Source organism: Aurantimonas endophytica (assembly GCF_014196845.1).
Taxonomy (GTDB): domain Bacteria; phylum Pseudomonadota; class Alphaproteobacteria; order Rhizobiales; family Rhizobiaceae; genus Aurantimonas; species Aurantimonas endophytica.
Window position 1 is genome coordinate 354,183 of the sequence record NZ_JACIEM010000003.1, and the last position, 12,583, is coordinate 366,765.

The 12,583-nt window shown below is 67.8% G+C and carries 12 protein-coding genes; 5 read left to right on the forward strand and 7 right to left on the reverse strand.

The window, feature by feature from the left end; genetic code table 11:
• Window positions 1-3 precede the first annotated feature (3 nt).
• Both GGR03_RS12770 and GGR03_RS24905 read left to right on the forward strand, forming a co-directional pair.
• Window positions 4-525 (forward strand): YetF domain-containing protein, encoded by a 522-nt coding sequence (locus GGR03_RS12770; protein WP_183208591.1) that lies wholly within the window; start codon window positions 4-6, stop codon window positions 523-525.
• A 152-nt stretch (window positions 526-677) separates the two neighbouring features.
• On the forward strand, window positions 678-1,334 hold the full coding sequence (locus GGR03_RS24905) for a cell wall hydrolase (RefSeq protein WP_246367933.1): 657 nt from the start codon (window positions 678-680) through the stop codon (window positions 1,332-1,334).
• Window positions 1,335-1,425: 91 nt separating this feature from the next.
• Here GGR03_RS24905 and GGR03_RS12780 read toward each other — a convergent pair whose 3' ends face one another.
• From GGR03_RS12780 to GGR03_RS12810, 7 genes are all read right to left on the reverse strand, one after another.
• On the reverse strand, window positions 1,426-2,070 hold the full coding sequence (locus GGR03_RS12780; protein ID WP_183208593.1) for a 2-dehydro-3-deoxy-6-phosphogalactonate aldolase: 645 nt from the start codon (window positions 2,068-2,070) through the stop codon (window positions 1,426-1,428).
• Window positions 2,067-2,966 (reverse strand): 2-dehydro-3-deoxygalactonokinase, encoded by a 900-nt coding sequence (locus GGR03_RS12785; RefSeq protein WP_183208595.1) that lies wholly within the window; start codon window positions 2,964-2,966, stop codon window positions 2,067-2,069. The genes GGR03_RS12780 and GGR03_RS12785 overlap by 4 nt, the downstream gene beginning before the upstream one ends.
• Window positions 2,963-3,910 (reverse strand): Gfo/Idh/MocA family protein, encoded by a 948-nt coding sequence (locus tag GGR03_RS12790; RefSeq protein WP_183208597.1) that lies wholly within the window; start codon window positions 3,908-3,910, stop codon window positions 2,963-2,965. The genes GGR03_RS12785 and GGR03_RS12790 overlap by 4 nt, the downstream gene beginning before the upstream one ends.
• A gap of 35 nt (window positions 3,911-3,945) precedes the next feature.
• Window positions 3,946-5,160, reverse strand: coding sequence for a multiple monosaccharide ABC transporter permease (mmsB, locus tag GGR03_RS12795; protein ID WP_183208599.1), 1,215 nt, complete (start codon window positions 5,158-5,160; stop codon window positions 3,946-3,948).
• Window positions 5,161-5,169: 9 nt separating this feature from the next.
• Complete coding sequence (gene mmsA / locus GGR03_RS12800; protein ID WP_183208601.1) at window positions 5,170-6,702, reverse strand: multiple monosaccharide ABC transporter ATP-binding protein; 1,533 nt, start codon at window positions 6,700-6,702, stop codon at window positions 5,170-5,172.
• A 96-nt stretch (window positions 6,703-6,798) separates the two neighbouring features.
• Window positions 6,799-7,869, reverse strand: a complete 1,071-nt coding sequence (gene chvE / locus GGR03_RS12805) for a multiple monosaccharide ABC transporter substrate-binding protein (RefSeq protein WP_183208603.1) — start codon at window positions 7,867-7,869, stop codon at window positions 6,799-6,801.
• Window positions 7,870-7,925: 56 nt separating this feature from the next.
• Window positions 7,926-8,720 (reverse strand): FadR/GntR family transcriptional regulator, encoded by a 795-nt coding sequence (locus tag GGR03_RS12810; RefSeq protein ID WP_183208606.1) that lies wholly within the window; start codon window positions 8,718-8,720, stop codon window positions 7,926-7,928.
• Between the two features lie 236 nt (window positions 8,721-8,956).
• On the opposite strand from GGR03_RS12810, the gene GGR03_RS12815 reads away from it, so the two are divergent.
• The 3 genes from GGR03_RS12815 to denD are packed head-to-tail and all read left to right on the forward strand — an operon-like array spanning window position 8,957 to window position 12,565.
• On the forward strand, window positions 8,957-10,774 hold the full coding sequence (locus GGR03_RS12815) for an IlvD/Edd family dehydratase (protein ID WP_183208608.1): 1,818 nt from the start codon (window positions 8,957-8,959) through the stop codon (window positions 10,772-10,774).
• 32 nt (window positions 10,775-10,806) lie between these two features.
• On the forward strand, window positions 10,807-11,559 hold the full coding sequence (locus GGR03_RS12820) for an SDR family oxidoreductase (RefSeq protein ID WP_183208610.1): 753 nt from the start codon (window positions 10,807-10,809) through the stop codon (window positions 11,557-11,559).
• A 28-nt stretch (window positions 11,560-11,587) separates the two neighbouring features.
• Window positions 11,588-12,565 carry a D-erythronate dehydrogenase gene (gene denD / locus GGR03_RS12825; RefSeq protein WP_183208611.1) on the forward strand — a complete coding sequence of 326 codons (978 nt, stop codon included), beginning with the start codon at window positions 11,588-11,590 and terminating at the stop codon, window positions 12,563-12,565.
• Window positions 12,566-12,583: the final 18 nt, after the last annotated feature.

Sequence of the window (12,583 nt, forward strand, 5' to 3'; positions counted from 1 at the left end):
CCCGTGTTCTTCGACAGCTGGTATGACCTCTGGCGGATCATCGTCGTCGGCATCCTGGCCTATGCGGGCCTCGTCTTCCTGCTGCGGGTGACGGGAAAGCGCACGCTGTCGAAGATGAATGCCTTCGACCTGGTGGTGACGGTGGCGCTCGGCTCGACGCTGGCGACGGTGCTGCTCAGCAGCGACGTCTCGCTGGCCGAGGGTCTCCTCGCCTTCGTGCTGCTCTGCGGCCTGCAATATGCGGTGGCGACCGCCTCGGTTCGGTCGGAGCGCTTCCAGTCGATCATCAAGGCGCAGCCGTCGCTGCTCTTCCACAACGGCCGCTTCATCGCACCGATGCTGCGGGAAGAACGGGTCACCGAGGAGGAGATCCTCGCCGCCGTGCGCAGCCAGGGCCACGTCGAGCTCGACAAGGTTCTGGCCGTGGTGCTGGAGACCGACGGATCGTTCAGCGTGCTGACCGGCTCCGGCACATCCGCCCGTAGTGCGCTGCGGACCGTCAAAGGCGAAGACGCAGTCAGCTGATATTGGCGCGAATGGGCGGCATTTTCGTCAAGTCTTAACCATCCTAGGCGATTGCCCCGGGGCTGCGGCCCCGGAGCACCACACGTTAAGCTTTGCTGCCCAAGCTCGGCGGCTCTGACGTCCCCGGACGTTTCGATGCCCGAGACTTCGCGATGGCTCTGCCGACACCGATGGTTCTTCGCCGCAACGCGCTGCTGATGCTCGTCCTGATGGGATTGGGTGCCTGTGCCTCCGGACCACGCCTGCGCCCGATGACCGCGCATGAATGCATGACGCGGGTGATGTATTTCGAATCCAATCGATCGAGCCCGGACGGCATGCTGGCGGTCGGTACAGTGGTAATGAACCGGATGGAGAGCGGCCTCTACCCGAAGACCGTCTGCGGCGTCGTCGGCCAGAAGAAGCAGTTCGCGCCCGGCGTTCTCTCCAAGCCCATGGCGAAGGGCAAGGATCTCGCCTCGAAGATGGCGACCCGCGTGCTGCGCGGCGAGCGCCATCCGGGGGTGCGCAAGGCGATGTTCTTCCACACCGCCGGCATGACGTTTCCCTATACCAACATGCACTACCACATCGTCGCCGGCGGCAATGCATTCTACGAGAAGCGCAAGAATGCCCGGCGCCTGTCGGATCCGCCATTCCGCAATCAGGAGGAGCGGACCGCCGCCCGGGAAGCCCCGCGCACCGTCAGCTATAGCGAGACGCGGGCTCCGGCGCCGCGCACCGTCGCGGTGCAGCAGGCGGTCGCCCCGGCGCCGGCGCAGCTCGAGCCGATGTCGATCGAAGAGCTGATCGCCCTCGAAGGCGGCTGACCCGCTGGACGCGGGGCTCCCGTCAGGCGTCAGGCGCTCAGGCGTCCGGTCATGCCACGATGGTCCGGATGCGTGCGACCGTCGGGGACGGTCAGCTCGACCGGCCGCCATGCACCGCGTCATAGGCGGCGATCGCGCGGTCGGCCCGCTGGCGGACCGTGCGCGCATCATCGCCCGGCCGATAGAGCGAGGAGCCGAGGCCGAAATGCCGGACCCCGATCCGCGCATAGGCGGCGAAGTCGGCCTCCGACACGCCGCCGACGGCGCCGACGGGGAGGCCTGCGGGGAGCACCGCGCGGATCGCCGCGATGCCGGCGGGACCGAGCACGCTCGCCGGAAAGAATTTCAGCGCCGAAGCACCCGCAGCGGCCGCCGCCAACGCCTCGGTCGGCGTGAACACGCCGGGCATCGTCACCATGCCGTGGTGGGCCGCGCGAGCAAGCACCGCCCTGTCGACGTTGGGGCTGACCAGTAGCTGGCCGCCGGCTTCCGCCAGCCTGTCCACGGCGTCGACGTCGAGCACGGTGCCGGCGCCGATCAGGAGGCCCGGCGGCGCGATCCGCGCGGCGGCCGCGATGGAGCGGAACGGGTCCGGCGAGTTCAAGGGAATCTCGATCGCCTCAAAGCCCGCCTCGATTAGCATCGCGACGATGCTCTCGCAGTCGTCCGGCGGCAGGCCGCGCAGGATCGCCACGAGATCGCGACGCAGCGCCGGCCAGGCAACGGGTCCGGTCAAGACAGGATCTCCCGGGCGCAGGCGAGGAGCCCCGCCCTCACCGCATCTTCCGCATCCGCGGGCACGACCGCGATCCCGGCCGCCTCGGCGGCCATGCGGTAGATTTCGAGGAGGGGTCCGCTTGCTACCAGGGTCATGCTTTCGATCCGGCCGAGCCGGCTTCTGGCACCGGCAAATTCGAGACCCACCAATAGACCCGACACCGCCGAGCCGCCATCGCCGTTTTCCCCGAGGCCGAGCAGCCCGCCGGCCCGGATGGCGAAGAGACGGTTGGCAAGTTCCGCCGGCCGCTCCAGCCCGGCGAGAAAGGCTGCGCTGAACCGCTCCGGGTCGAAGGGGGCGGCGGGATCGGCGACCGAGTGGCGCAGGATCGTGTGGCGGCTGGCGGCAGCGAAGAGGTCGCCGGTGATGAAAGTGGCGAAGCGCTCGATGCGACCGTCGCCAAGCGCCACCCATTTCGAGTGCGTTCCCGGCAGGCAGACGATCTGCGTGCCCTTTACCGGGGGAAGGCCGACGAGCTGGGTCTCCTCCCCCCGCATGACGTCCGGTGCTTCCGCTAGCCGCTGTGCGACGCCCGGCAGGAGATACGCCGGCCGCGCGTGATCGACGCGGAGCGCGTTCGCGGCGATCGCGGCCATCGATGCCGGCGTGTCGACATAGGGCGCTTCCGCCCAGCCCTGGCGGGCGCCCACCATGCCGCAGGCGACCACCGGCAGGTCGGAGGGTGCATCGAGCGCTGTGAGATGGGTTTCGAGGATGGTGGCGAAACCGTCCGGACCCGCCGAGAGCATTCCCTCCTCGCTGCGTCGCTCGCAGAGCACGGTGCCCGCGGCGTCCACCAGCCACAGTCGGAAGCTCGACGTGCCCCAGTCGACGAGGGCGCAGAAGGGGCTCAATGCCCGTCCCCGGCATGGTCGTGGAACGGCTCGACGATCTGCCGGCGGCCGAGCATGAAGGCGTCCGCCACGTGCCGGAGCGGCGAGATGTCGACATCCGATTGGCGCTTTGCGATCAGTTCGGCGAAACGGGCGTAGATCCCGTCATACTCGGCCTCGGGCGCTTCGCTCACCACCGCTCCGTCGATGGCGAGAGTTGCGCCGCCGGCCGACAGGACGAGCTTCCCCTCGTCGGTCTCCACCGCGATGTCCCAGGTCTGCGGTCCCGTCTGCCGCCAGTCGAAGATCGCCTCGGCCGTCAGATCCGAGCCCCCCTCAAAGCGCAGCCGCGCCGCGATCGGCGCGGCGCGGTTTTCCGGAAACGACAATTCCGCGCTGGTCAGCCAGACCGGCTCCGGCAGGATGCGCGTCACGATCGACAGGGCGTTGATGCCGGGATCGAACACGCCGAGGCCGCCGGGTTCCCAGATCCAGTCCTGGCCGGGATGCCAGTGGCGCACGTCCTCCATCCAGTCGACGCGCACCGAGCGGATCGACTTGCCGGCCAGCCAGTCGCGCGCCGGCTCGACGCCGGGGGCGAAGCGCGAATGCCAGGTGGCGAAGAGGCTGACGCCGCAGGCCTCGGCGAGGTGCGCGAGATGGTTGATCTCCGACAGCGTCGCGCCCGGCGGCTTTTCCAGCAGCACGTGCTTGCCGCGACCCAGCGCATCGGCGGCGATGGCATGCCGTGCCTGAGGCGGCATGCACAGGGCGACCGCCTCGATCCCGGGCATCGCCTCGAACATCTCGGCCGCCGTCGTGAAGTTCTCGACCCCGTCGAGACGTGCGTTGCGGCTGGCTGCCGCGACCAGATCGAAGGCCGGGTTGCGGGCGATCGACGGCAGATGCTGGTCGCGCGCGATCTTGCCGACGCCGACGATGGCGAGCGCTGTCGGAGCCGTCATTCCGTGTCTTCCCCTGCAGGTTCCGCCACTCGGCGTCAGGCCCGGTTCTTGTTGTAGACGTCGAAGATGACGGCGAGCAGCAGGACGAGACCCTTGATCACCTGCTGGTAGTCGATGCCGATGCCGAGGATCGACATGCCGTTGTTCATCACGCCCATGATGAAGGCGCCGATCACCGCGCCGACGATGGTGCCGACGCCGCCCGACATCGAGGCACCGCCGATGAACACGGCGGCGATGACGTCGAGCTCGAAGCCGAGCCCGGCCTTGGGCGTCGCCGTGTTGAGCCGGGCGGCGAAGACGAGGCCCGCCAGCGCCGCGAGCATGCCCATGTTGGCGAAGGTCAGGAAGGTCAGCCGCTCGGTGTTGATGCCGGAGAGCCGCGCCGCCTTCTCGTTGCCGCCGAGCGCATAGATGCGCCGGCCGATCGTCGTCCGCGTGGTGACGAAGGAATAGACGCTGATCAGCAGCGCCATGACGATGAGGACGTTGGGAAAGCCGCGGAAGGTGGCGAGCAGCCAGCAGAGATAGAGGATCGCGCCGGCGAGGATGATGTTCTTGGCGAGGAAGAAGCCCAGCGGCTCGTCGTCGTGGTCGCCGGAGCGGTTGCGCAGGCGCGAGCGCAGCGCCAGCGTCAGCATGGTGCCGGCGACGAGAATGCCGAGAAACAGCGACAGGAGGTTGATGTCCTCGCCGCCGAAGAGGTCCGGCAGGAAGCCTGACGAGATAAGCTGGAAGCCGCCCGGGAAAGGCCCGACCGACTGGCCGGCCAGCAGCCAGAGCGTGAGCCCCTTGAAGACCAGCATGCCGGCCAGCGTGACGATGAAGGACGGGATGCGCCAATAGGCGATCCAGTAGCCCTGCATCGCGCCGATCGCCGCGCCGACGGCGAGGCAGATGAGGCCGGCGAGGAAATAGTTCATGTCCCACTGGACGATCATCACGGCGGCGAGCGCCCCGACGAAGCCCATGACCGATCCGACCGACAAATCGATATGGCCGGCGACGATGACCAGCAGCATGCCCAGGGCCATGATGATGATGTAGCTGTTCTGGAGCACCAGGTTGGTAAGGTTGACCGGCTTCAAGAGGATGCCGTCGGTCATCACCTGGAAGAAGGCCATGATGACGATCAGCGCGATCAGGATGCCGTATTCGCGCATGTGCCGGCGGATGAAGCCCGCCGAGACGGCGGCGCGGCGCTCCGGTTTGTCGAGCGGCACGGGGCTGTGGGTCGCCTCCTGGGACATCGCTTTTCCTCAGTTCCTGTGGCCGGAGCGGATGATCGTCGCCATGATCTTCTCCTGCGAGGCCTCGACCGTCGCCATCTCGCCGGCGAAGCGGCCCTCGTTCATGACGTAGAGCCGGTCGGTGATGCCGAGCAGCTCGGGCATCTCGGAGGAGATCACGACGATCGCCTTGCCGCTCGCGGCAAGCTCCGCGATGATCGCATAGATTTCGTATTTTGCCCCGACGTCGATGCCGCGCGTCGGCTCGTCGAGGATCAGCACTTCAGGACCGGCGAACAGCCATTTGGCCAGGACGACCTTCTGCTGGTTGCCGCCGGAGAGATTGACCACTTCCTGGCCGACGCTCGAGCTCTTGATGCGGATCCGGTCGCGATAGTCGCGCGCCACGGCGAGTTCCCGCCCCTCGTCGACGACGATGCCGTCGGCGATACCGGAGAGATGGGCGAGCGGGATGTTGCGCCGTATCGTCTCGTCGAGCACGAGCCCGTAGGTCTTGCGGTCCTCGGTGGCGTAGCAGAGGCCGGCGGCGATCGCGCGCGACACGGTCGAGAGGTCCGCCTTTCTGCCGTGGATCCGCGCTTCGCCGGAAATGCCGACCCCGTAGGAGCGGCCGAACAGGCTCATCGCCAGCTCGGTGCGCCCGGCCCCCATCAAGCCGGCGATGCCGACCACCTCGCCCCGCCGGACGTGGAAGCTGACGTCGTCGACGACCTTGCGCTCGCTGTGCAGCGGGTGATGGACGGTCCAGTTCGACACCTCGAACACCGTCTCGCCGATCACCGGCTCGCGCGGCGGATAGCGGTCGGTGAGGCTGCGGCCGACCATGTCGCGGATGATCGCCGCCTCGCTGACGGCCGGACTGCGACCGTCGAGGGTCGAGACCGCGGCGCCGTCGCGCAGCACGGTGATCGTGTCGGCGACCTTGGCGATCTCGTTCAGCTTGTGGGAGATCAGGATCGAGGCGATGCCGCGTGCCTTGAACTCGAGGAGGAGTTTCAGCAGCGCCTCGGAATCGGTCTCGTTGAGGCTGGAGGTCGGCTCGTCGAGGATCAGGAGCTTGACCTCCTTGGACAGCGCCTTGGCGATCTCGACGAGCTGCTGCTTGCCGAGGCCGAGGTCGGTCACCCGCGTCTGCGGCGACTCCTTGAGTCCGACGCGCTGCAGCAGCTCCCGGGTGCGCGCGAAGGTCGCCGACCAGTCGATGACGCCGCGGCTTGCCTGCTCGTTGCCGAGGAAGATGTTCTCGGCGATCGACAGCAGCGGCACCAGCGCCAGCTCCTGGTGGATGATGATGATGCCGAGCCGCTCGGAGTCGGCGATGCCGGAGAACCGGCATTCCTCGCCTTGGAAGCTGATCGAGCCCTCGTAGGAACCGTGCGGATAGACGCCGGACAGCACCTTCATCAGCGTCGACTTGCCCGCGCCGTTCTCGCCGACCAGCGCATGGATCTCGCCTTCCGCGACCTTCAGGCTGACGTCGTCGAGCGCGACGACGCCGGGGAAGGTCTTGGTGATGCCGTGCATCTCGAGGATGGTGGTCATGATCGGCTTGTCCGGGAAGGGAAGATGCGGTCGCGCGGTGCCGCGGCCGGAGCCACGGCACCGCGACGGGCAGCGCCTTGCGGCGCTGCCGGCGCGTCACTTGATCTGGTCGGCGGTGTAGTAGCCGCTGTCGACCAGCGTCTCGTCGATATTGTCCTTGGTCACCAGCACCGGCTTCAGGAGGTAGGACGGGACGACCTTGACGCCGTTGTCGTAGGTCTCGGTGTCGTTGACCTCGGGCTCCCTGTCGCTGAGCAGCGCGTCGACCATCGCGACCGTGACCTTCGCGAGTTCGCGCGTGTCCTTGAAGATCGTCGAGGACTGCTCGTCGGCGAGGATCGACTTCACCGAGGGGATTTCTGCGTCCTGGCCGCTGACCACCGGCATCTTGAGGTCGCCGGAGCCGTAGCCGACGCCCTTCAGCGACGACAGGATGCCGATCGACAGGCCGTCATAGGGCGACAGCACCGCATCGACCTGGTCGTCGGTGTAGTGGGCGGACAGGAGGTTATCCATGCGGGCCTGGGCGACCGAGCCGTCCCAGCGCAGCGTGCCGACCTTGTCCATGCCGGTCTGGCCGCTCTTGACCACCAGCTTGCCGGAATCGATGTGCGGCTGCAGCACGCTCATCGCGCCATCGTAGAAGAAGTAGGCGTTGTTGTCGTCGGGCGAGCCGCCGAACAATTCGATGTTGAACGGACCTTCCTGGTTTTCCACGTCGAGCGCGTCGACGATCGACTGGGCCTGCAGCACGCCCACCTGGAAATTGTCGAAGGTCGCGTAATAGTCGACATTCTCGGAGTCGCGGATCAACCGGTCATAGGCGATCACCGGGATGTCGGATGCCGCCGCATTGGCGAGCACGTTGGAAAGGGTGGTGCCGTCGATCGAGGCGATGACCAGCGCGGAGACGCCCTTGGTCACCATGTTCTCGATCTGCGACAGCTGGTTCGGGATGTCGTCCTCGGCATATTGCAGGTCGGTCGCGTAGCCGGCCGCCTCGAACTGCTCGACCATCGAATTGCCGTCGGCGATCCAGCGGGCCGAGGACTTGGTCGGCATGGCGATGCCGATCGTGCCCTTGTCCTGGGCGAAGGCGCCGGTCGGCAGCGCGAACGCCATCGCGGCCGCGGCCAGTCCTGCCATCAAGGTCTGCGTCATTCTCATGGTCTGTTCCTCCCTGAACGTTTGCCGGCGCTGGGGCGCACCGGCCTCGATATGGTTCATCCCGCGACGGCCGCGCCGCGCTCCCCGTCCGGATTTCGTGTCGCGCTGGCGGCCTTGCCGCCGGCCTCCTCGCCGGGCGCGTAGAGCGCCAGCACGACGTCTTCGAAGGCGCTCTCGATCAGCCGCCGCATGAACAGTTCCGCCGCCTCGCCGTCACCGGCGACGATCGCGTCCCGCACCCGTCCATGCTGGCGCACCGTTTCGTCCTGCGGGTTCTGCCGCCAGGACAGCGAGAAGGAGATCGACAGGCTGCGCTCGATCATCGCGCCGAGCGAGACCAGCATCGGGTTGCCGGTGGCCTCGAGGATCATACGGTGAAAGGCGAGATCGGCGGCGATCAGCGCCGGCGAGCCACGTGGATTGTCGCGCATGCCGTCCAGCGCCTCGCCCAGCCGCCGCGCCTGGTCGGGCGTGATGCGTTCCGCGGCGAGGCGCGCGGCGGCTGGCTCGTTGATCAGCCGCATCTCGTAGAGCGCGTCGATGAAGGGTCGCCCGAAAGCCGTGGTGACGTGCCAGCCCATCACGTCGGGGTCGAGCATGTTCCACTCGATCCGCTCGCGCACCCTGGTGCCGACCTTGGGGCCGACGCTGATCAGGCCCTTGGCGACGAGATGGCGGATCGCCTCTCGAACGACGGTGCGCGACACGCCGTATTGGGTCTGGAGTTCCTTTTCGGTGGGCAGGACCTCGCCGCAGGCGAGCACGCCGGAGGTGATCTTGCGGCCGAATTCCGCCGCCAGCGCCACCGTCCGGTTCGACCGTTTCGGGCCGATCGCCGCTTCCACCTGCATCCTTAAAGAGGCCTCCCGCCCTCGCAATGATCGTATCAATGCGGCAAGATCGGACGGCTGGCAAGGGGGTGTTGCGGCATCTGGCCGCCGAAGATCATACCAACGAGCGAAAGTGAGCGAGTACTGGCCGCGAGCTCCGGTCCGGGCGTTGAACGGTCCCGCAATTAATGTATACGTCATTCGACCGCAGGCCCGCTCGGCGGCGCGACGCGGCGAGACGACGATCCGGAGATCCGATGACCCAAGACAAGACGGCGAACCGCCTGAGATCCCGCGCCTGGTTCGACAATCCGTCCAATCCGGACATGACCGCGCTCTATCTGGAGCGCTACCTGAATTTCGGCCTCAGCCTGGAAGAGCTGCAGTCGGGCCGGCCGATCATCGGCATCGCCCAGACCGGCTCCGACCTCTCGCCCTGCAACCGGCACCATCTCGAGCTCGCCAAGCGGGTCCGCGAGGGCATCCGCGAGGCAGGCGGCATCGCCATCGAGTTCCCGGTCCATCCGATCCAGGAGACCGGCAAGCGCCCGACCGCCGGGCTCGACCGCAACCTCGCCTATCTCGGCCTGGTGGAGATCCTCTACGGCTACCCGCTCGACGGCGTGGTGCTGACCATCGGCTGCGACAAGACCACGCCTGCCTGCCTGATGGCGGCGGCGACCGTCAACATACCGGCGATCGCGCTGTCGGTCGGGCCGATGCTGAACGGCTGGTTCCGCGGCGAGCGCACCGGTTCGGGGACAATCGTCTGGAAGGCCCGCGAGCTGATGGCGACCGGCGAGATCGACTACCAGGGCTTCATCAAGCTCGTCGCCTCCTCGGCCCCTTCGACCGGCTACTGCAACACGATGGGCACGGCGACGACGATGAACTCGCTGGCCGAGGCGCTCGGCATGCAGCTGCCGGGTTCCGCGGCGATCCCCGCGCCCTACCGCGACCGCCAGGAGATCAGCTACCTCACCGGCAAGCGCATCGTCGACATGGTGCACGAGGACCTGAAGCCCTCGGACATCCTGACCCGCGAGAACTTCATCAACGCCATCCGCGTCAATTCGGCGATCGGCGGTTCGACCAACGCGCCGATCCACCTCAACGCGCTGGCCCGCCATGTCGGCGTCGAGCTCTCGCTCGACGACTGGCAGAAATACGGCGAGGAGATCCCGCTGCTGGTCAATTTGCAGCCGGCCGGCGAGTATCTCGGCGAGGACTACTACCATGCCGGCGGCGTGCCGGCGGTGGTCAACCAGCTGATGACGCAGGGGCTGGTCCACGAGGACGCGCCAACCGTCAACGGCCACTCTATCGGCGACAATTGCCGCGGCGCGCGGATCGAGGACGAGAAGGTCATCCGGCCGTTCGACCAGCCGATCATGACGCATGCCGGCTTCCGCGTGCTGCGCGGCAATCTGTTCGACTCCGCCATCATGAAGCTGTCGGTGATCTCGCCGGAGTTCCGCGAGCGCTATCTGTGCAATCCGGGCGACCCGATGGCGATCGAGGGCGTTGCCGTGGTGTTCGACGGGCCGGAAGACTACCACGCTAGGATCGACGACCCGGCGCTGGCGATCGACGAGCATTCGGTGCTGTTCATGCGCGGCGCCGGCCCGATCGGCTATCCGGGCGGCGCCGAGGTGGTCAACATGCGCGCCCCCGATTACCTCCTGAAGCGCGGCATCCACTCACTGCCCTGCGTCGGCGACGGCCGCCAGTCCGGCACGTCCGGCTCGCCGTCGATCCTCAACGCCTCGCCCGAGGCAGCCGCCGGCGGCGGCCTTGCCATCCTGCGGACCGGCGACCGGGTGCGGCTCGACCTCGAGCGCGGCACCGCCGACATGCTGGTACCGGAAGAAGAGATCGCGCGGCGGCGCAGCGAACTGGAGGCCGCCGGCGGCTACCAGCATCCGCCCCACCAGACGCCGTGGCAGGAGATCCAGCGCAGCTTCGTCTCGCAGTTCGAGACCGGCGCGGTGCTGGAGAACGCCGTCGCCTACCGGCAGATCGCCCAGGGCGGCGTCGACGGCAAGAACCCCCGGGTTCCGCGCGACAATCACTGACCCATGACGCCAGGACGAACAGGAAGCATGACATGAGCAAGCGCCTCGAGGGCAAGATCGCCGTCTGCACCGCCGCCGGCCAGGGCATTGGCCGCGAAGTGGCGGAGGCCTTCCTGCGCGAGGGCGCGACGGTCTTCGCCTCCGATCTCGACGAGACCAAGCTCGAGGGCCTCGACGCCTTCGGCGACGTGCGCACCATGGCGCTGGACGTCACCAACAGCGAGGCCGTCGCCGCCTATCTCGCCGGGGTGGAGACGCCGGACATCCTGTTCAACTGCGCCGGCTTCGTCCACCACGGCACGGTACTCGACTGCGACGAAAAGGCCTGGGACTTCTCCTTCGACCTGAACCTCAAGTCGATGCACCGGACGATCTCGGCGCTGCTGCCGCGCATGGTCGAGAAGGGCGCCGGCTCGATCATCAACATGTCCTCGGCGGCGTCCTCCATCAAGGCGGCGCCGAACCGCTACGTCTACATGGCGACCAAGGCCGCGGTGATCGGCCTGACCCGCTCGGTCGCGATCGACTTCATCCGCAGCGGCATCCGCTGCAACGCCATCTGCCCCGGCACGATCGAGTCGCCGTCGCTGGAGGGGCGCATCGAGGAACTCGGCCGCACGGTCGGCGGCACCGACAAGGCCCGCACGATGTTCATCGAGCGCCAGCCGATGGGCCGCCTCGGCACGCCCGAGGAGATCGCCTATCTCGCCGTCTATCTCGCCTCCGACGAAAGCCGCTTCACCACCGGCACGACGCAGCTGATCGACGGCGGCTGGTCGCTCTAGGGCACAGCGGCATAGAGGGAGGAACACGATGCGCATTCTGATACTGGGCGCCGCCGGGATGATGGGGCGCCGGCTCATTGCGGCGCTCTGCGCCGAGGGCCGCATGGAAGGCCAGGCGATCACGGCGATCGACGCCTTCGACGTGGTCGCCGCCGACCTGCCGCCCTGCGACGGCGTGACCATCAATGCGAGCGCCGGCGACATTGCCGACCGCGCCACCGTCGAGGCGCTCGTCGCCGAACGGCCGGAGGTGATCTTCCACCTCGCCGCCATCGTCTCCGGCGAGGCCGAGGCGGATTTCGAGAAGGGCTACCGGATCAATCTCGACGGCATGCATCACCTGCTCGAGGCGATCCGCAAGACCGGCGGCGCCTACCGGCCGCGGCTGGTGTTCACCTCGTCGATCGCCGTGTTCGGTACGCCGTTCGACGAGAAGATCACGGACACGTTTCTCTGCGCCCCGCTGACCAGCTACGGCACCCAGAAGGCGGTCTCGGAACTCTTGCTGTCGGACTACACCCGCAAGGGCTTCGTCGACGGCGTGGCGATCCGGCTGCCGACCATCGTCGTGCGGCCCGGCAAGCCCAACAAGGCCGCGTCGAGCTTCTTCTCGGGCATCATCCGCGAGCCGCTGGCCGGCCAGGAGGCGATCCTGCCGGTCGACGACGAGGTGCGCCACTGGGTGGCGAGCCCCGCCGCGGCCGTCGGATTCCTGCTGCATGCCGCCACCATGGACACCGACATGCTGGGGCATCGCCGGGCGCTCAGCATGCCGGGGCTGTCGGTGACCATCGCCGAGATGATCGAGGCGCTGCGCGAGGTGGCCGGCGAGGAGGTCGCCGCCCGGATCCGCCGCGAGCCGGACGCGACGATCGAGAAGATCGTCGCCGGCTGGCCGCGCGACTTCGATGCCCGGCGCGCCGCCGAGGCGGGCTTCACCGCCGATACCGACTTCGCCAGCATCATTCGGGCTCATATCGCCGACGAAGCAGCCAGGAGCGCGTGAGCGATGCCCACCCGCAAC